The organism is uncultured Ruminococcus sp., assembly GCF_934476685.1.
GTDB lineage: Bacteria > Bacillota > Clostridia > Oscillospirales > Ruminococcaceae > Hominimerdicola.
The window spans coordinates 25114-44759 of record NZ_CAKSNX010000012.1; the positions used below are offsets into that span (position 1 = coordinate 25114).

The window sequence follows — 19646 nt, forward strand, 5'->3', positions numbered from 1 at the left end:
GTAAAGCGGTTAAAAACCAATTAAGGCTTTACGCTATTTTGTGCATTATTGTTATTGATTTTTATTTTTAATTATGTTATAATGCTTATATTATAAGTTGAAATGCACAAATTATGAACATTTTTTTGTGCATAAGATCTAAAAGAGAGGGATTTTAGAATGAAAAAACTTTTATCGGCAGTTTTATCAGCTTTTATCGCCTGTTCAACAGTTATAACAGGTGCTTTTACAGCATACGCAGAGGAAGAGGCTCAGACAGAGGATATCAAGATAGATTGTTCTTCCGCACAGCCAAGCGAAAATTGGGGACAGTCCATTACTATCGAGCAGTCAACTTTTGACGCAACAAAGATGACAGAGGATTCAAAGATCATCGTTACATACACAAGCGAAGACATAAACGAAAAAGCAGGCAACAAATACAATGCTGAACTTGTTTTCCAGAGCTGGGACAACACAACTTCCCCTAAGGCTCAGGAAGGTGCTGTATGGGCAAAGGTTGCTCCTGTGGAGTTTGATGATACATCAGCTACCTACGATTACAACTCCATTGCTGAGGCTTACGGCACAAATGATTTCAGTCAGGTATACAACGTTATCGTAGGTTCTACCGACAGAGCAAAGATCACCTGCACAGGCATCACAGTAACGAACTGCAAGACAAAGACATACATCGAGACTGAAAAGAAAGCAGAAAGCAAGACAAATCCGCTCATCATCATCGGTGCTGCTGTGGCAGGCATTGCGGTTGCAGTAATTGTTATCGTTGTGATAATGAACAAGAAGTCAAGCAAGGCTTTTGACGTAAGCACAGGTACTTTTGTTGACAAGAAGAACGTTAAAGACGCTAAGAAATAAAGTTTGATATGCAAATATCCGTCAGATCGTAATTGATCTGACGGATATTTTTTGTTTTGTTATTTTTATTTGGTTATACCGTAAGGTCACGTCTGACCTTTTCAAGTTCATTTATAAATATCTGATCTATACTGCTGAGCCTGTAATTGTTGGGACAGACAAGAACGTCCTTGTTGGTCTTTTTAAGCTCAGGGACTTTGCGCTGAACAAGTCCGTAACGCTTGAGCAGTGTTTTCGGGATAGGTGAAACCCACATAAATGAGTCGGGACATGAAGAAAGTATATCGAACTGACTTCCTCTTTCATAAACATAGATATGCTTTTTATGACCCGTTATTTCTGCATTTTTCTTCTGATATGCCGCAGAGATGTTCGGAACTATGTTGTCACTGTGCATGACCTCTATATACTTATCAAGCACATTTTCATTTATAACAGGCTCGTTAGCAAGCGGACCTTTCTCGCTGGTTATAAGCACATAGTCATACTCCCAGACATTATGTATCTGAAGATTTTTCTCCTCCATAAGCGGCATAAAAAAGCTTTCATACGCTATCGGATATCGGATTATACCAAGATCATATTCGCACTCGACTATGGAATTTATTGCGTCCATAGAGTTTGTTTCCTTTATCTTTATATCCATAAGAGATGTGCGTTCTATCCTGTTAAGAAATTCTGTGAACGCATGGGTGATATAGCTTGCTCTGGGCAGCAGGAGTGAAAAGCTTATCTCGCTTTCCGTATTGTCCTTATAAAGGCTTTCCATTTTATCCATCTGCACAAGGATAGCCTTTGCGTACTGCAAAAACGCAGTACCCTTTTCCGTCGGGACAACGCCCTTTGCGGAACGCTTGAATATAGGCACACCGACCTCACGCTCCATTTCCTTTATAGCTTTGGAAAGATTAGGCTGTCCCATATAAAGTGCGGCGGCGGCTTTTGTTATTGATCCAAGCCTTTCGACTTCTACCATATATCTTAAATGCGTCAGATTCATTTTACCACTCCTTGCTGATTATGTAACTAAATATATATACTATGCAGATTATACTATATTTAAAATGTAATGTCAAGTATATAAGCAATAACAGCACACAAAAAGCGGCAGCTGTACGAAACCAGCTGCCGCTAAAAATTTTACATATGACTTTTGATTAGTATGCAACGCCCTGCCACTTCATAGCGTCTGCTACCTTAAGGAAGCCTGCGATGTTAGCACCTGCTACGAGGTTGCCTTCAAGACCATACTCCTTAGCTGCATTGTATGAGTTGTGGAAGATGTTTACCATGATGTTCTTCAGCTTGCCGTCAACTTCCTCGAATGTCCATGAAAGTCTTTCGCTGTTCTGTGACATTTCAAGAGCTGATGTAGCAACACCGCCGGCATTTGCTGCCTTTGCAGGTCCAAAGAGAACGCCTGCGTTCTGGAATACTGCGATTGCCTCAGGTGTTGAAGGCATATTAGCGCCCTCAGCTACTGCGAATACGCCGTTAGCAACGAGTGCCTTAGCTGACTCTTCGTTGATCTCATTCTGTGTAGCGCAAGGAAGAGCGATATCGCACTTGATTGTCCAGATACCTGAGCAGCCCTCGTGATACTCTGCACCCTCAACTCTGTCAACGTACTCCTTGATTCTTCCTCTCTCAACTTCCTTGATCTGCTTAACAACGTCAAGGTTGATTCCCTTAGGATCGTAAACATATCCGTTTGAATCTGAGAGAGCTACTACCTTACCGCCGAGCTCAGTAGCCTTCTGAGTAGCGTAGATAGCAACGTTTCCTGAACCTGAGATAACAACTGTCTTGCCTTCAAATGTTTCATTCTTCATGCACTTGATCATCTCAGCTGTATAGTAGCAAAGACCATAGCCTGTTGCTTCTGTTCTTGCAAGTGATCCGCCGTAAGAAAGTCCCTTACCTGTAAGAACACCTGTGAACTCGTTTCTGATCCTCTTATACTGACCGTACATATAGCCGATCTCTCTTGCGCCTGTACCGATATCGCCGGCAGGAACGTCTGTGTCAGCACCGATGTGCTTGCAAAGCTCTGTCATAAAGCTCTGGCAGAATCTCATAACTTCAGCGTCAGACTTGCCCTTAGGATCGAAGTCTGAACCACCCTTACCGCCGCCGATAGGAAGACCTGTAAGGCTGTTCTTGAAGATCTGCTCAAAACCGAGGAACTTGATTACTGAAGCGCATACTGATGGGTGAAGTCTAAGACCGCCCTTGTATGGTCCGATAGCAGAGTTGAACTGTACTCTGAAGCCTCTATTTACCTGTACGTTGCCCTTGTCATCAACCCAAGGAACACGGAAAATGATCTGTCTTTCAGGCTCAACGATCCTGTCGATGATTCCTGCTTCAACGATGTCAGGTCTCTTCTCTACAACAGGGATAAGGCTCTCGAGAACCTCATATACTGCCTGGAGGAATTCCTTTTCGCCGGGATTTCTCTTCTCAACCTGCTCGTATACCTTCTGAAGGTATTCATTTTTCAAAGTCATTGTAAAAACTCCCATCTAAATTAAAATTATAGACAACCGTATCAGCGGTATTTGAACACCCGCTTACGTTTACGAGATACATTATAGCATACTATTCACGATTTTGCAAGTCCCAGTTGCGAAAATTTCAAAATTTTATTGAAATTATATAAAAATCACATAGTTTTTTTGAAATCTGCCACTAAATTTGAAAATAAATTCAATTACTGCACCATTTAAAATCAAAAATTTTACACATTCAGGATTTTATTTGCAACGATTTTACATTCAGCGTCACACTTTAAGCCGCTGATTTTGCCGAATTATGTTGCAATATACTGCACGGTAAATATTGAAAATGAAATTTCGATTGACTAATCCTGCAAAAAAGTGTACAATGTATACAACAGTCAAACTTACGATAAGAAATAAAAGAAAGGAATTTTACTCAATGACTTTGAAAGAACAGGCAATGCTTATCATTGAAAGGCTGGAGCAGGTCTATCCAGATGCGGTATGCTCATTGGAATATTCTCAGTCTCACGAGCTTATGATAGCAGGCAGGCTGTCTGCGCAGTGTACAGACGCAAGGGTCAATATCGTCACAAAAGAGCTTTTTGAAAAATACCGCTCAATAGATGATTTTGCCGATGCGGACGTGAGTGATGTAGAAAGAATAATAAAGCCATGCGGTCTTTACAAAACAAAAGCCCTCTCCATCGTCACAATGTGCCGACAGATAAGGGACAGTTATAATGGTATCATACCCGACAGCATTGAAGAGCTTACAAAGCTTTCGGGAATAGGCAGAAAAACAGCGAACCTTATTATGGGCGACGTTTTCCATAAGCCTGCCGTTGTGACCGATACCCACTGCATACGCATATGCGGACGGCTTGGTCTGACAAAAAATAAAGAGCCTGCAAAGGTTGAAAAAGACCTGCTTAAAATACTTCCGCCGGAAAGATCCTCTGACTTCTGTCACAGGCTCGTGCTGTTCGGAAGAGAATACTGCAAAGCGAGAGGAGAACGCTGCGGTGAATGTCCTCTTGCCGATCTATGCGTGACGCTCAACCTTGCCGTGCAGAATAATGCACAGGCTGAATAGACTTTACAAGCTAAATAAGAAGATATCCAAGTCCCAGCAGCAGCTTTACATCTGCCCCCTGCTTGTATAATATGTATATAAGCAGACCGATAAGTGCTTTTTCCTCGTCGATCTTTACCGAACCTATATTGAAAAGTTCGCCGTTCTTTGCCCCTGTCGTGCCGAGCAAACTGCTGAGTATGCCGCCTGCTCCACCCTTTCCTATGCCTGAATTATTCAGTGCTGCGGCGGTATTTTGGACAGCTTTTTCCTCAGCGGTCTGTTCAGGATTTAAAGTTTCCTCCGACTCCCCTACCATAGAGCGTGACCTTTTCTGCATTTCACGAACACGGCGGACAGCCTCCTCCTGCATTACGCTGAACTGATTATCCGAGTAAGCCAAACAAGTCACCTCCCAGCAGACCGCTTTCTTTCAGAACAGGATAAACGGCGAGCAGTCTGAATATTTTTATAAGCTTATCTATCTTATTCTGATTTTCTTCTTTCAGCAAAGGGCGCAGAGCAAGGAGTAGATCAACGTTTTTATCCGACTTGTTTGCCTGACTTATGACCTGCCCTATCTGCATTATTTTTGAAATGTCGATGTTAGGGGCTGGCTGCTGAGCAGGTGCGGCTGCTGAGGGTGCTGCACCGCCGCCCATACCAAGGCCACGCAGCAGAGCGGAAATATCGGGCATACCGCCTGTATTCTGCGGAACACCGCCTATACCCCCTGTCTGTGCAGGAACGGAAACAGGGGAATTTTCCTCCGCCGAGGGAGCTTGCGAGACTATCATATCCGCAAGCTCTTTTATCTGCTTCATACTCTCCTCATCATTCAGAACGTCCTGCAGCTTATTCATCAGATCGTCCATTTTTATCCTCCTTGCAAATTCTTTTTCTTACTACTTTATTTGTCTATTTGCCCGTAAGCTTGCGGTATATAGCCTGCGCCTGCGGAGAGGACAGTATCTTTTCACAGGTCTGCTTGTTTGAAAGCGCCTGCGTAAGCATTGCCGCCTCATTTTTCGGCATAGATGACAGCGCCTTGTCAAAAGTGCCGTTCTGCAGCTGTGAACGCAGTTCTTCCGGAGATGTGCCAAGCTTTTTTGCGGCAACGTTCAGCAATGGCTGGAGGTTCTGTTCGGGAAGATCACTTAATTTATTCGGATTATTTTTACCAAAATTACCGCCATTATTATTCATATTATTGATTCTGCTCATAAAAAATTCTCCTTTTCTTCGTTTTTTGTAATTGTAATCACTAAATAATTATGTTATACTAAGAATAATTATTCTGCATAATTATTCTGTTAGCAAATGGTCAAACTGTTCAACGGCTCTTTATTCGGGAGGTCACTATCATGCGTATCGTAGTTTTTTCAGACACACACGGAAACTATTCCGCAATGCATAAAATATTCAAGCGAAACGGCGACGCCGACCTGTTCATTTTTCTCGGCGACGGCGAAAGCGAGCTTAAAGCGCTGAAAAAACAGTATATCGACAGCAGGATACTCAGCGTTGCAGGAAACTGCGATATGTGTTCACAAGCTCCCGAAAGCGACGTATGCACTCTCCCCGACGGGAACAGGATATTTTACACTCATGGTCATAAATGGCACGTTAAATTTTCCGTTGACAGATTGTTTTTTGAGGCAGCAGACCGAGGCTGCAAGATAGCGCTGTTCGGTCATACACATTGCAGATATGCAGAATACCGTGACGGCATACTTATCCTCAACCCCGGCAGCGCAGGATGTCCCCGTGACGGAAAGCCCGCCTGTTATGCATGGATAGATGTGACTGACGGCGGAATAATGTATAATCATGTTGATCTTTGATCTGATCTTACAGGCAGTGCTTTTTATAAGGTGCTGCCTTTGTACTTTATTTATGATGTGCTGCTTTAACAGTATATGCAGATACGATACAAAAAGTTATAGAAATATACATCTTGAACTATTGACAAGCGTTCTCAGCGGGTGTATAATGTTCACAGGTTAGGAAAAGCTAACCTGTATGTTTTCTTGTCAGGAGGAATTAAAATGAAAAAGATCACACTAGGTATCGACGGTATGGCTTGTCCAATGTGTGAAAGCCATATAAATGACGCTGTAAGACGTGAGTTCAACGTAAAAAAGGTAACATCGTCCCACTCAAAGGGCGAAACGATCATCATAAGCGATGACGATATCCCAAAGGAAAAGCTTGAAAAGATCATAGGCGACACAGGTTACAAGGTGCTTTCCGTAAACTCGGAGGAATACACCAAGGAGAAAAAGAAAGGTTTCCTTTCAGGTCTTTTCAGCAAATAATAAATAAAAAGCAAAGAGGCTTCTGCACAATGGTACAGAAACCTCTTTTGTAATATCAGCTGTTGCTGCTTTCATATGTATAATCATGAGTGACTATCGGTGCGCCGTATTCCTCCGTCAGAACATCTTCAAGAGTTGTGTTTATCATATAGGCACTGAAAGACGCAAGCAGGATAAAAAAAGCTATGATAAGGGCGATATCAAGGCGGAAACGCTTTTTCTTTTCTTTTCGGTTTTTGCCTTTCCTGCTCTTTGAGCCTTTTGCCTGCGTATTTTCCGCACGCTCTTTATTTTCAGTGATTTTTTCAATATTTTCAGTCATTGACCATGACCATTCCTTTCCGAACATAAATCATAATAATTATACATTATAAGCTGAGCTTTTTCAAGTGCTTTTTAAACTTATTTTCGGTTTTATTGAAAAAAGCACTGTTTTGTTCGCAGAATTTTATGATTTTACTATTGCAATGGAGATCAAATTGTTGTATAATTAAAAGGTATAAAATTTTTTAATGACAATTTTGATAATATTTTTGAAACGAGGTTACGATATGTGTGGATTTGTAGGTTTTACAAATAAAATCAACGACGCTTCCATCGTGCTGGGCAAAATGATGGACAGAATAAAGCACAGAGGTCCTGACTCCGACGGAAAATATGTCGATGAGCAGATCGCTATGGGCTTCCGCAGACTGTCGATCATTGACCTTTCCGATGTGGGAAGTCAGCCGATTTTCAATGAGGATAGATCTATGGTTCTCACTTTCAACGGTGAGATATATAACTACAAGGATCTGAGGGAAGAGCTTATTGCCGCAGGTCACAGCTTTTACACTCAGACAGACTCCGAGGTGCTTATCCACGGCTATGAGCAGTGGGGCGAGGATATGCTCAACAAGCTGAGAGGAATGTTTGCGTTCATCATTTTCGACAAGAACAAGAACGAGATCTTCGGCGCAAGAGATTTCTTCGGCATCAAGCCGCTGTACTACGCTCAGATGGGTGAAACACTTATGTGGGGTTCTGAGATAAAGAGCTTTCTCGATCACCCTCACTTCAAGAAGGAGCTTAACACAGACGTGCTGGAAACATACCTTACTTTCCAGTATTCTCCGACAGCTGAAACATTCTTCAAGGGCGTTTACAAGCTTCCTGCCGCTCACTGCTTTACTTACAAGAACGGCAAGCTTGACGTAAGAAGATACTGGGAGATAAAGTTCAACGCAGATAACGGTCCTGAGCTTGAAGAATGGGTGAACAGGATATCCGATACGTTCAAGAACTCTGTGGAAGTACACAAGTTCGCTGACGTTGAAGTAGGCTCATTCCTTTCGAGCGGAGTTGATTCAAGCTATGTTGCCGCTGTGGCTGATGTTGACAAGACATTTACAGTAGGCTTCGGCGAGGACGAAAAGTACAACGAGATAGGCTACGCAAAGGAATTTTCAAAGTATATCCACAAGGATAATTTCTCAAAGGTCATTACACCCGAGGAATACTGGGATAACCTTTCAAAGATACAGTATCACATGGACGAACCTCTTGCAGACCCTGCCGCTATCGCTCTGTTCTTCGTATGCCAGCTTGCCTCACAGCAGGTAAAGGCTGTTCTTTCGGGAGAGGGCGCAGACGAGATCTTCGGCGGATACAACATCTACCACAATCCTGCCGATATGGCAAGCTATTTTAAGATACCACGTCCTATAAGAAAGGCTGTCGGCGCAGTTGCCGAACATCTGCCGCACAAGCACGGCATAAACTACCTCATCAGAGGTTCAAAGGATCTGGACGAGAGATTTATCGGAAACGCTTATATCTTCTCCGAAAAGGAAAGAAAGCAGCTGCTTAAGATAAAGACAAACGCTCCTGACGCTATGCAGATAACAAAGCCTTTCTATGATAAGGTAAGAGATCAGGATCAGGTAACTCAGATGCAGTACATCGACCTCCACCTCTGGATGACGGGAGATATCCTGCTTAAAGCTGATAAGATGTCAATGGCTCACTCACTCGAACTGAGAGTACCTTTCCTTGACAGGAAGGTAATGGAGCTTGCTGAAAAGATACCTGCAAAGCACAGAGTTACAGCGGACAGCACAAAGTACGCAATGAGAATCGCCGCTCTTAAAGCCTGCCCTCCGCAGACAGCAAACAAGAAAAAGCTTGGATTCCCTGTTCCGATAAGAGTATGGCTCAAAGAGGATAAATATTATAATATCGTCAAGGATAAGTTCACTTCTCCTGAGGCTCAGCAGTATTTCAACACAGACGCTCTTGTTGCTCTGCTGGACGATCACAGAGCCGGAAAGTATGATTACTCCAGAAAGATATGGACAGTTTTCTCTTTCCTCGTATGGTATGACGTATATTTTAAAAAGGAAGCATAAGACTTCTGCATTGTTCAGAAAGCCTTTACTTTTCTGAAATATTAAATTTTATAGTAACTGTTGATTATTGATAAATACTATGATATAATATGTAGTAAAATGTAGATTTAAAGATTTTCAATGTTAAAATGAAAGGACGAAAATATTATGAAGAAAATCATGTCAGGCATCGCTGCGTTCGCTATGGCGGCAGTTATGCTCACAAGCTGCGGCGTTCCCGCTAATACTGTTCACTCTGTTGACGACCTTAAGGGCAAGACCATTGGTGTTCAGCTCGGTACAACAGGCGACACTCTCGCAGGTGATATCGAGGACGCATCTGTTGAAAAGTACACAAAGGGTGCAGACGCTATCCAGTCACTCAAGCAGGGCAAGATCGACGCTGTTATAATCGACTCAGAACCTGCTAAGGCTTTTGTTGAAAAGAATGACGATATCGAGATCCTTGATGAGGCTTTCGCTGATGAGGAATACGCTATCGCAATGAAGCTGGACAACACAGATCTTCAGGCTGAGATCAACGGCGCACTTAAAGAACTCAAAGATGACGGCACACTCGACAAGATAAAGAACAACTACGAGGGCGATACAAAGTTCGAGTACACATCTCCTGAAGATGTTGACAGAAGCAAGGGCAAGCTTGTAATGGCAACAAACGCTGAGTTCCCTCCTTATGAGAGCAAGGAGAACGACAAGATCGTAGGCTTTGACGTTGACATGATGAACGCTGTATGCGACAAGCTCGGATATGAACTCCAGATCGACGATATGGCTTTCGACTCTATCATCGCTGCTGTACAGTCAGGCAAGGCTGACGTTGGTGTTGCCGGCATGACTGCAACTGAGGACAGAAAGAAGAACGTTCTCTTCTCAGATTCTTATGCCACAAGCCATCAGGTCATCATTGTAAGAAGTAAATAAAAACCAAACGATTGATAATCGGCAGCTATACCATACTGTTTCCGTCAGAATGCTGTCGGTTATCAATTTTAATTATGTTAGGAAGTGTTAAATTGGGATTTGTGGACAGCTTTAAGCAGAACTTTTTAGACAGCGACCGCTGGCACTATCTTGTGGACGGTCTTGGCACTACTCTGCTGATAACTGCGCTTGCAGTTGTGCTTGGAATGGTGCTTGGCTTTCTCATTGCTATCGTCAGATCGACTCACGATAAAACAGGCAAGCTGAAATTTCTCAACGTGCTGTGCAGGATATACCTTACGGTCATAAGAGGAACGCCTGTTGTAGTACAGCTGCTTATAATCTACTTTGTTATTTTTGCAAGCGTACCGATAAGCAAGACCTTTGTTGCTGTCATAGCTTTCGGTATAAACTCCGGCGCATATGTTGCCGAGATAGTCAGATCGGGTATAATGTCTATCGACAACGGACAGTTTGAGGCAGGCAGAAGCCTTGGCTTCAACTATTCAAAAACCATGATCTATATTATTCTTCCGCAGGCTTTCAAAAACATTCTCCCTGCGCTGGCAAATGAATGTATCGTCCTGCTGAAAGAAACATCAGTTGCGGGATATATCGCTATACAGGATCTTACAAAGGGCGGAGATATCATACGTTCGCAGACTTTCTCTGCATTTATGCCGCTTATCTCCGTTGCAATAATCTACCTTGCAATGGTAATGATACTTACCCATCTTGTAGGAAAGCTTGAAAGGAGGCTGTCGCAAAGTGATAGACGTTAAGGGACTGACAAAATCCTTCGGCGAGGTCGAGGTACTCAAAGGTATAGACGAACATATCGAAAAAGGCGAAAAGGTAGTTATCATCGGACCGTCGGGTTCTGGAAAATCCACCTTTCTGAGATGCCTTAACCTGCTGGAAACTCCAACTGACGGCAGCATTTTCTTTGAGGGAATGGATATAACCAAATGCAGCGACCATGAGATAAATCATCTCAGACAGCGTATGGGAATGGTTTTTCAGCACTTCAACCTTTTCCCACACCTTACAATAAAGAACAACATAACCCTTGCCCCTGTAAAGCTTGGACTTATGACTAAGGAACAGGCTGACGCAAAGGCTATGGAGCTGCTTGAAAGAGTTGGACTCCCCGACAAAGCGGACGAATATCCGTCAAGACTTTCAGGCGGTCAGAAGCAGAGGATCGCCATTGCCAGAGCGCTGGCTATGAACCCTGAGGTAATGCTCTTCGATGAACCGACTTCCGCCCTTGACCCTGAAATGGTAGGCGAAGTCCTTGAACTTATGAAACAGCTTGCAAACGACGGAATGACCATGGTAGTCGTTACGCACGAAATGGGTTTTGCAAGAGAGGTAGCTTCGAGAGTGCTGTTCATGGCGGACGGCTATGTAATGGAGCAGAACTCTCCTGATAAATTCTTTACAGAACCGAAAAATCCAAGACTGAAAGAATTCCTTTCAAAGGTGCTTTAACCACACTTCAATATACAGACATAAGGGGTAAAATTTATGGGCAATTACACAATAAAGATCGCAAAGGGACTTGAAAACAATTCCGATGCAAAGATCATAAGAGAGAATGTATTTATCCACGAGCAGGGCTTTGAAAATGAGTTTGATGATATCGACGCAGCCGCTGTACACTGCGTGGTATATGACGGCGGTTATCCTATCGCAGCTGGCAGACTTTATGAAAAAGACGGCGCTGCTTTTCTCGGCAGGATAGCTGTGCTGAAAGCTTACAGAGGAAAGTCCATAGGCAGCATAATAATCAGTGAGCTTGAAAAATATGCCGCTGAAAATGGATTTGGTGAATGTATGCTCTCCGCACAATGCAGAGTAAAAGGCTTTTATGAAAAGCTTGGTTATACTGCATTCGGTGATGAATACAAGGACGAATACTGCCCGCACATAATGATGAAAAAGGCGCTTTCAAAGCCAGCCTGACTTATATCAAAATAGAGTTTTTACCGCACATATGGCAGCTTTAACGGCTGCTGTATGTGCGGTTTTTGTCTATTGTGCAAGCTATACAAATAATTGGATAGCTTTTCGTCGGATACTCCCTTGACTTTAGTTGGTTTATATTATATACTAAATTTAGATGTTTTTATAAAAAACTATAAGACTGTTTCGGGAAAGGGCAATACCGTGCAATGATCGTGCGATATTGCCTTTACGCTGTGCTTAGAAAGGATTGTCAGAATATGATCGTAAAAATCAAAAAGAGAGACGGCAGAACGGTTACTTTCAATATAGAAAAGATAGCCAGTGCAATTTATAAGGCTGCCGAAGCTGTGGGCGGAAGTGATTATGAGACCGCTCTGGAGCTTTCGGGCAAGGTCGTTGATATGCTCATGGCGCAGAACGTTACCACACCTACTGTTGAGCAGATACAGGACTGCGTTGAAAAGGTGCTTATCGAAGAGGGTCATGCGGCTACTGCAAAGTCATATATCCTTTACCGCTCGGAAAGAACAAGGGCGAGAGAAATGGATACAAGGCTTATGAAGGTATACGAGGACCTTACCTTTAAATCCGCAAGCGACAGCGATCTGAAACGTGAAAATGCAAATATCGACGGCGACACAGCCATGGGTACTATGCTCAAATACGGCTCGGTGGGCGCAAAGGAATTTTACGAGATGTATGTTCTTGAACCAGAACACGCACAGGCACATGAAAACGGTGATATACATATCCACGATATGGATTTTTATACCCTTACTACCACCTGTACACAGATCGACCTCACAAAGCTTTTCAAGGACGGATTTTCCACAGGTCACGGCTATCTCAGAACTCCTAACGATATAATCAGCTACGCTGCACTTGCCTGCATAGCTATACAGTCCAATCAGAACGATCAGCATGGCGGACAGTCTATACCTAAGTTTGATTTTGATATGGCTGAGGGCGTAAAGAAAACTTTCCGTCACAGATATCGTGACAATATCCGCAGAGGACTTGCACTGCTGGCAGACGTTCCTGAAAACCCCGATATTGCTAAGCGCTGTGCAGATTTCCTTGAAAAGAGAGGTTTTGTGCCTACGCTTTCAAATGACAACGGCTATCAGGATGAGGAAGCTTCCCTGCTCAGTTCATACGCTGACGCAAAGGTAGTAAAGAAGATACAGAACTTTGCATACAAGACCTCCGTCAGAGAAACCGACAAGGCGACCTATCAGGCAATGGAGGCTTTTATACATAACCTCAACACAATGAATTCAAGAGCGGGCGCACAGACGCCGTTCAGCTCCATAAACTACGGAACAGACACCTCTATCGAGGGCAGAATGGTCATAAAGAACATTCTCCTTGCGGAAGAGGCTGGTCTTGGCAATGGCGAAACACCTATTTTCCCTATACACATTTTCAAGGTCAAGGAGGGCGTGAACTTTAATCCGTCAGATCCGAACTACGATCTTTTCAAGCTTGCCTGCCGTGTTTCAGCAAAGCGTCTTTTCCCGAATTTCTCATTCATTGACGCACCTTACAATCTCCAGTATTACAAAGAGGGCGACCCTGATACTGAGATAGCGTATATGGGCTGCCGCACAAGAGTTATCGGCAATGCATACGACCCAACAAGAGAGATAGTTACAGGCAGAGGAAACCTCAGCTTTACCACTATAAATCTTCCAAGACTGGGAATAAAATCGCACTATGACATTGATGAATTTTACAGACAGCTTGATTCTATGATCGACCTTTGCATCGCTCAGCTTATGCACAGATTTAAAATTCAGGCTGCCAAAAAGGTCAAGAACTATCCTTTCCTTATGGGACAGGGAGTATGGCTCGACTCCGAAAAGCTGTCATATGATGACACAGTAGGCGAAGTGCTTAAACACGGAACTCTTTCTATCGGCTTTATCGGACTTGCTGAGTGCCTTAAGATACTTACAGGCAAGCACCACGGCGAATCTGAGGAATCGAGAAAGCTTGGTCTTGAAATTATCTCCCATATGAGAAAGCGCATGGACGATGAAACCGAAAAAACAGGACTTAACTGGTCGCTGCTCGCAACGCCTGCCGAGGGACTTTCTGGACGTTTCGTTAAAATGGACAGAGAGCGCTACGGAAATATTCCGGGAGTTACTGACAGAGATTACTACACGAACTCATTCCACGTTCCTGTATATTATCCTATCAGTGCATTTGAAAAGCTCCAGATAGAAGCGCCTTATCATGCCCTCACCAACGCAGGTCATATAAGCTATGTTGAGCTTGACGGTGATCCGCTGAACAATCTTTCCGCCTTTGAAAAGGTAGTCAGATATATGAAGGAAGTCGGCATAGGCTACGGCTCGATAAACCACCCTGTTGACAGAGATCCCGAATGCGGATACACAGGAATCATCGGTGACAGATGCCCGAAATGCGGCAGAACAGAGGCTGAACACAAAGCTTCCGCCCACGAAAGGATACCGAGAATAAAGGTAGAAAGTGCTGCACAAAATAGCGAAAGCACCGAAAAGGCAGGAGAATAACAGACCATGAAGATCCGTATTGCGGGAACGGTCGGTGAATCTATCGTTGACGGTCCCGGATTCAGATATACTGTTTTTACACAGGGCTGTCCTCACGGCTGCAAAGGCTGCCACAATCCACATACCCACGATTACAGCGGCGGCTTTACTGCCGACACAGATGATATTCTTGAAGAGATAAAAAAAGATCCGCTCCTTGACGGTGTTACATTCAGCGGCGGAGAGCCTTTCTCGCAGTGTGTTCCTTTAGCTGATCTCGGCAGAAAGATAAAGGCTATCGACAGCGGCAGGCTGAATATAATAAGCTATACAGGCTATACTTTTGAATATCTTCTTGAAAATGCCGAAAAAATAGACGGCTGCAAAGAGCTTATGAACGTTGTCGATTATCTTGTTGACGGACGTTTTATCGAGGAACAGCGCAGTCTTGAACTGAAATTCCGTGGCAGCAAAAATCAGCGGTTCATTGATATGAAAAGTTCCCTTGCAGCAGGGAAAGCCGTTGAATTTACCGATCTGTAAAACAAATAAAACGCATATAACACAAACCGCACAATGACCTTTAAAGCCATTGTGCGGTTGTTTTTATTGATATGTTGATTTTACTTTTCGATTATCTCAACATCTGACGGATCAACAGTTTCTGTTTTATCTGCATTATCTGCATTATCTGCATCTTCTGCTGCTCTTTTAACTGCCTCTTCCTGTGACTTTTTGAGAGCGTCCTCTATATCCTTTCCAAGGAAGTCAGGCAGCGTCATACCAGCCTGATTGAAAAGATCGTTCAGCGGAGGAACTGACTGCATCAATCCGCTGAGGAAGTTTGCTGTTGAGCCTTTTCCCTCTGAATTTGCGCCGGAATCCCATACTGTTATCTTGTCTATCTTGATGTTCTTTATAGCCTCGACCTGAATTGCTACCAGCTGTTCAAGCTTATCCGCAACGATAAGTCTTACGGCTGCGTTTGCGTCACCGCCTGCTGCGGCAACAAGCTGTTTCATACCTTCAGCCTGCTTTGTGAGTATCTCCTGATTACCCTTAGCCTCAGCCTCCATTTTAGCGTAGATAGCGTCAGCCTCACCCTTTGCCTTACGTCTTACGACTTCAGCCTGTGCCTCAGCCTCGATCTCAGCCTGCTGCTTTGAGATCTGAGCCTTTACGATAACGTCGGCTGTCTGAGTAGCCTTTTCCAGCTCGGCTCTTGTATGCTCGGCAGACTGCTGAGCTATGTAAGCTTCCTGCTTAGCCTTTGCAGCCTGAACTGCTTCGGCAGCAGTAGCCTGTCTGAGAGCCTCAGCCTCACGCTCACGTCTGAGAGCTTCTGACTGTGCAACTTCGATCTTAGCCTGGTTTTCACCGTCGATAGCAGACGCATTTGCGGCAGCGACCTGAATACGCTGATCCTTCTGTGCGTTAGCCTGACCGATCTCACCATCTCTGTGCTTTTCGGCAACCGATTTCTTAGCGTCGTTTATAGCCTTTGCAGCAGCTTCCTTACCGAGAGCCTCCAGATATCCGGACTCATCGGTGATATCCGTTACATTTACGTTGATGAGTTTAAGACCGATCTTTTTCAGCTCGATCTCAACGTTGTTTGATACCGCAAGAAGAAATTTATCTCTGTCGGAGTTTATCTCTTCGATATCCATTGTTGCGATGATAAGACGGAGCTGACCGAAAATAATATCCTTTGCAAGCTCCTGTATCTCCATAAGCTTAAGACCGAGAAGTCTTTCAGCCGCATTCTGCATAACACCCGGCTCTGTTGAGATACCTACTGTAAATCTTGAAGGTACGTCGATACGGATGTTCTGCTTTGAAAGTGCATTCTTCAGGTCAACGTTGATAGAGATAGGAGTAAGATCCATATACTCATATGACTGAATGATAGGCACGATAAATGCAGCACCACCGTGGATACACCTTGCACTTCTCGCCTGACCATTCTTGTCCGTTCCTACCTTACCGTAGATAACAAGCACCTTATCCGACGGACACTTCCTGTATCTTGACAGGATAGCCATGATCGCCGCAAAAAGAACTGCTATTATCACACACACGATAATAATTGTTTCATAACCGCTCATACTGATTCTCCTTTTTTTCTTTATTTTTATGTATATATTTTAACAGATCGCATCTGATCTGTCAATAACTTCCCTGTAACACATATTGATTATTTAGCCGTTTTGTCTTTTCCTTTTATATTTTTATTGCTGCTGTCTTTATTCTTTTTCAACAATAAGATCGTCGCCCCTTACGTCGATCACAGTGACCTGTGTTCCTGTTTTAAGCATTTCATCGCCATTGTTGAATGCGCCGAACTCCATAAGCTGTCCCTGAATAGTAACTGTCACCTTACCCATTCCCTGATTTTTAGGCGGACAAGGGATATACACAGTTGCGGTTTCACCGATAGCGTTTTTAAGATTCATCGTTCCGTTCTCAGTAAGACGCATTGAAAGCTGAACTATCTTTGCCACCAGCACCATTGTGCAAACTCCAAGCGCTGCTCCTATAACCACTGCCAGAGCTGTGGGGACTTCTGCACTCAGCAGTGCGATAGACGACCAGCTGAACACAGTAAGGAATGTGACCACCGTTTGCAGGGTGAACAGATGCATTGACGCAAAGTCCGACGGGTCGCCGCCGTCAATGCTGTGATGAAGATCCATATCTCCGCCATCGGGGATATCAATATCCACATTAGTATCTACATCGAGGTCAAGACCGGAAGTATCGCTGAAATCATGCCCCATACCTCCGTCATGCATACCGAACATAGAAAGCAGCGTCTGTATCACCAGCAGCAGCGTTGACGGTATCGCTATACAGTAAAGCACTCTCAGCAGGCTGTCAAGTCCTTCCCACCATGCATTAAAGCTTTCGATCATTATTCTACACCTCCGAATATAAATTTATGTATGATAGGTTTACGTTTTGCTCTCCGTAAATATCATTTACCTAATTATATACTATATTTTTCACTCTGTCAATAGCTTTTTCATCATATTTTATTGTTTTATTTCATAAAATATGCACAAAAAGTACCGCAGACTGCTGCTTTTACGCTCTCAGTGCGGTTTTCTCCGCTTTTCGTGAAGATATCTTACAATAATAAAATGACCGAAAAGCAAAATGTTAAATTTCATTGAACTTGTCTTTATGCTATTGCAATTTGAGAAAAAATGTGCTACTATGTAAGTAAATATTATTTACAAGTGTAAAAACGTAAGAAAAGCAGAAGGAGGGAACGATATGGATACACAAAATCTGGGTAAGATCATAAAGCAGGCAAGGCTGGCAAAAAAAATGACCCAGAGCGAAGTTGTGGGCGATTACATAACAAGGAATATGCTAAGTCAGATCGAAAGCGGCGCAGCTATGCCGTCGGTCAAGACGCTGGAATATCTATGTAAGGTACTTGATATTCAGATAGAAACGCAGGATTTTCAGGGCAGTTCCGAAAGCACTCCCACAGAAAAATATCAGCAGCTCAAAAAGCTTTATTCGGACGGCAGCTATGAGGAAGTCATAAAGACGGATATCCCCGAATTTGATGATGAGATATGTGCGCTGAAAGCGAAATCTTACCTTGAGCTTGCCGCAAAGATCGCAGGATCAGAAAATATAAATGACAGCCAGCGTTCTGTTGAGTATGCAAAAAAGGCGGCGGAGCTTGCTGAAAAAGGTCTGTTTGAAAACGAAGACATAAAGCAGCGTGCCGAGGACGTTATACGTCAGAGTGCAGCAAAGCTGAGCCGATATTACGCAAGTTTGTTATAAAAAAAATCAGTCCCCGAAAAGGACTGATTTTTATTATAATACTGAATATAGATGCGGAAACTGGCTGTTGTAGAGCATTCTTATCTGACCGCAGATACTATGAAGTTCCGACAGAAATTCGTCCGAATCATTTTCGAGAAGATATCTTAATCTGAAAACGCCCGATGATATGCTGTTGAGCGTGTCAGTATTTGCAACATAGGATACTGATACATAATATTCTCCCCAGCAGGCTGAAAGCTTTTCCACCTCAGCCATTGTATCTCCGCCGTTATTGTAAGCGTCCTCGACTTTCTGAGCAGCAGCAAAAAGCTTTTCATTATGTGCATTCAGCACCGCCAGCGAGCCGCAGGAGGCAGATATTATTGCCGCTATAAGGAAAATACACACCCATAGTCTTTTCATATTTTTCATTTTATCTCACGCTGCCCTCTTTGGTTTTCTTGCCATTTTTGCTGTTTTGTGTCTTATCACTTTTGATTATAGTATAGCTGCCGCTGCTGTCGGCTGACATTATGAAAATATCCTGCGCCGAAAGCTTTTCCTTTGAAAGTATTTTTCCAAGCCATTCTTTGTCAAAGCCAAGAAATTTTATTGCGGCAGGCGAGATCTTTCCGTCATTTATTACAAGTACAGGGGGATCCGAGCCGTCAAGTTTTTTGTCCTGCGGCTCTAGTCCGTTGGCAAAATCACCGCTGTTAAGAGGCTGAAATCTCTTTTTCTGGAGTACGGACATCTTGCCCGTTGTTTCGACCACAGCAAACTGGACTTCGTTTATATCGAATATCTGCACACTGCGTAGGGATTCCATAAGATCGTCTGCGGAAAATCTCAGATCACGCATCGCCTGCTGATCTATCCTGCCGTCGGAAATGACTATCTTAGGCGAACCGCTTATGGCTTTTCTCAGCGGACGGTATTTCATCGACAGGTGCGACACGATAACGTCAAGACACACCAGCGTGAAGATCGGCACTACCCCCATTATCATAGGTATGCTTATATCCTCCACAGGCAGGGTGGCAATATTCGACATAAGTATCGTCACCACAAGCTCCGACGGCTGCAGCTCCCCTATCTGTCGCTTGCCCATAAGACGGACAGAAAAAATTATGATAAAATAAAGTATCACCGCTCTGAAAAAAACTATAAACATCGTCGCTCACCTCGTATCAAGTATTGACTGATAACAGACACTTAAACATCAAGGCGGCAAGTTGTAAAATAAAATGACACAAAAAAGAAGACTCAAAGAGAAACTCATGGTATAATGTAAGTGACTAAAC

The 19646-nt window shown here is 43.5% G+C and carries 22 protein-coding genes; 12 read left to right on the plus strand and 10 right to left on the minus strand.

The window, feature by feature from the left end:
* Positions 1-159 precede the first annotated feature (159 nt).
* Complete coding sequence (locus tag Q0E19_RS10070) at positions 160-858, plus strand: hypothetical protein (RefSeq protein WP_294409350.1); 699 nt, start codon at positions 160-162, stop codon at positions 856-858.
* A gap of 73 nt (positions 859-931) precedes the next feature.
* Here Q0E19_RS10070 and Q0E19_RS10075 read toward each other — a convergent pair whose 3' ends face one another.
* Positions 932-1858, minus strand: coding sequence for a LysR family transcriptional regulator (locus Q0E19_RS10075; protein ID WP_294409351.1), 927 nt, complete (start codon positions 1856-1858; stop codon positions 932-934).
* Positions 1859-2015: 157 nt separating this feature from the next.
* On the minus strand, positions 2016-3368 hold the full coding sequence (gene gdhA / locus Q0E19_RS10080) for an NADP-specific glutamate dehydrogenase (protein ID WP_294409352.1): 1353 nt from the start codon (positions 3366-3368) through the stop codon (positions 2016-2018).
* A 430-nt stretch (positions 3369-3798) separates the two neighbouring features.
* Between gdhA and nth the strand changes: the two genes are divergently transcribed.
* Positions 3799-4455 carry an endonuclease III gene (nth, locus tag Q0E19_RS10085; RefSeq protein ID WP_294409354.1) on the plus strand — a complete coding sequence of 219 codons (657 nt, stop codon included), beginning with the start codon at positions 3799-3801 and terminating at the stop codon, positions 4453-4455.
* A 10-nt stretch (positions 4456-4465) separates the two neighbouring features.
* On the opposite strand, the gene Q0E19_RS10090 is transcribed toward nth, so the two are convergent.
* From Q0E19_RS10090 to Q0E19_RS10100, 3 genes are read right to left on the minus strand one after another with little or no spacing between them, the layout of a single operon-like run.
* Positions 4466-4837: a hypothetical protein gene (locus Q0E19_RS10090; RefSeq protein WP_294409355.1), complete on the minus strand. Its 372-nt coding sequence runs from the start codon at positions 4835-4837 to the stop codon at positions 4466-4468.
* On the minus strand, positions 4821-5309 hold the full coding sequence (locus Q0E19_RS10095; RefSeq protein ID WP_294409356.1) for a hypothetical protein: 489 nt from the start codon (positions 5307-5309) through the stop codon (positions 4821-4823). The genes Q0E19_RS10090 and Q0E19_RS10095 overlap by 17 nt, the downstream gene beginning before the upstream one ends.
* A 43-nt stretch (positions 5310-5352) precedes the next feature.
* Complete coding sequence (locus Q0E19_RS10100) at positions 5353-5658, minus strand: hypothetical protein (protein ID WP_294409358.1); 306 nt, start codon at positions 5656-5658, stop codon at positions 5353-5355.
* Between the two features lie 140 nt (positions 5659-5798).
* On the opposite strand from Q0E19_RS10100, the gene Q0E19_RS10105 reads away from it, so the two are divergent.
* Together Q0E19_RS10105 and Q0E19_RS10110 are read left to right on the plus strand one after the other, a co-directional pair.
* Complete coding sequence (locus Q0E19_RS10105) at positions 5799-6278, plus strand: metallophosphoesterase (RefSeq protein ID WP_294409360.1); 480 nt, start codon at positions 5799-5801, stop codon at positions 6276-6278.
* Positions 6279-6482: 204 nt separating this feature from the next.
* Entirely contained in the window at positions 6483-6752 is a 270-nt protein-coding gene (locus Q0E19_RS10110) for a heavy metal-associated domain-containing protein (RefSeq protein ID WP_294409362.1), read from the plus strand.
* A 55-nt stretch (positions 6753-6807) separates the two neighbouring features.
* Here Q0E19_RS10110 and Q0E19_RS10115 read toward each other — a convergent pair whose 3' ends face one another.
* On the minus strand, positions 6808-7074 hold the full coding sequence (locus Q0E19_RS10115) for a hypothetical protein (protein ID WP_294409363.1): 267 nt from the start codon (positions 7072-7074) through the stop codon (positions 6808-6810).
* A 229-nt stretch (positions 7075-7303) separates the two neighbouring features.
* Here Q0E19_RS10115 and asnB point away from each other — a divergent pair, with 229 nt between their 5' ends.
* The 7 genes from asnB (at position 7304) to nrdG (ending at position 15096) form a co-directional block, all read left to right on the plus strand.
* Positions 7304-9139 carry an asparagine synthase (glutamine-hydrolyzing) gene (gene asnB / locus Q0E19_RS10120; protein ID WP_294409365.1) on the plus strand — a complete coding sequence of 612 codons (1836 nt, stop codon included), beginning with the start codon at positions 7304-7306 and terminating at the stop codon, positions 9137-9139.
* 147 nt (positions 9140-9286) lie between these two features.
* Complete coding sequence (locus Q0E19_RS10125; protein WP_294409366.1) at positions 9287-10060, plus strand: transporter substrate-binding domain-containing protein; 774 nt, start codon at positions 9287-9289, stop codon at positions 10058-10060.
* Between the two features lie 74 nt (positions 10061-10134).
* Positions 10135-10842: an amino acid ABC transporter permease gene (locus Q0E19_RS10130; RefSeq protein ID WP_294409367.1), complete on the plus strand. Its 708-nt coding sequence runs from the start codon at positions 10135-10137 to the stop codon at positions 10840-10842.
* Positions 10829-11554 (plus strand): amino acid ABC transporter ATP-binding protein, encoded by a 726-nt coding sequence (locus tag Q0E19_RS10135; RefSeq protein WP_294409368.1) that lies wholly within the window; start codon positions 10829-10831, stop codon positions 11552-11554. The genes Q0E19_RS10130 and Q0E19_RS10135 overlap by 14 nt, the downstream gene beginning before the upstream one ends.
* Before the next feature lie 36 nt (positions 11555-11590).
* Complete coding sequence (locus Q0E19_RS10140; RefSeq protein WP_294409369.1) at positions 11591-12028, plus strand: GNAT family N-acetyltransferase; 438 nt, start codon at positions 11591-11593, stop codon at positions 12026-12028.
* 260 nt (positions 12029-12288) lie between these two features.
* Positions 12289-14574 carry an anaerobic ribonucleoside triphosphate reductase gene (locus tag Q0E19_RS10145; RefSeq protein ID WP_294409378.1) on the plus strand — a complete coding sequence of 762 codons (2286 nt, stop codon included), beginning with the start codon at positions 12289-12291 and terminating at the stop codon, positions 14572-14574.
* A gap of 6 nt (positions 14575-14580) precedes the next feature.
* Entirely contained in the window at positions 14581-15096 is a 516-nt protein-coding gene (gene nrdG, locus Q0E19_RS10150; RefSeq protein ID WP_294409370.1) for an anaerobic ribonucleoside-triphosphate reductase activating protein, read from the plus strand.
* Between the two features lie 80 nt (positions 15097-15176).
* On the opposite strand, the gene Q0E19_RS10155 is transcribed toward nrdG, so the two are convergent.
* Entirely contained in the window at positions 15177-16661 is a 1485-nt protein-coding gene (locus Q0E19_RS10155; protein WP_294409371.1) for a flotillin family protein, read from the minus strand.
* A gap of 138 nt (positions 16662-16799) precedes the next feature.
* The gene (locus tag Q0E19_RS10160) at positions 16800-17468 is read right to left on the minus strand and encodes a hypothetical protein (protein ID WP_294409373.1); all 669 of its coding nucleotides are present in this window, start codon (positions 17466-17468) and stop codon (positions 16800-16802) included.
* A 364-nt stretch (positions 17469-17832) separates the two neighbouring features.
* Here Q0E19_RS10160 and Q0E19_RS10165 point away from each other — a divergent pair, with 364 nt between their 5' ends.
* Positions 17833-18360, plus strand: a complete 528-nt coding sequence (locus Q0E19_RS10165; protein WP_294409374.1) for a helix-turn-helix transcriptional regulator — start codon at positions 17833-17835, stop codon at positions 18358-18360.
* A 33-nt stretch (positions 18361-18393) separates the two neighbouring features.
* On the opposite strand, the gene Q0E19_RS10170 is transcribed toward Q0E19_RS10165, so the two are convergent.
* A complete protein-coding gene (locus Q0E19_RS10170; RefSeq protein ID WP_294409375.1) occupies positions 18394-18774 on the minus strand; it encodes a DUF4363 family protein in 381 nt (126 codons plus the stop codon).
* 1 nt (position 18775) lies between these two features.
* Positions 18776-19516: a DUF421 domain-containing protein gene (locus tag Q0E19_RS10175; protein WP_294409376.1), complete on the minus strand. Its 741-nt coding sequence runs from the start codon at positions 19514-19516 to the stop codon at positions 18776-18778.
* Positions 19517-19646 lie beyond the last annotated feature (130 nt).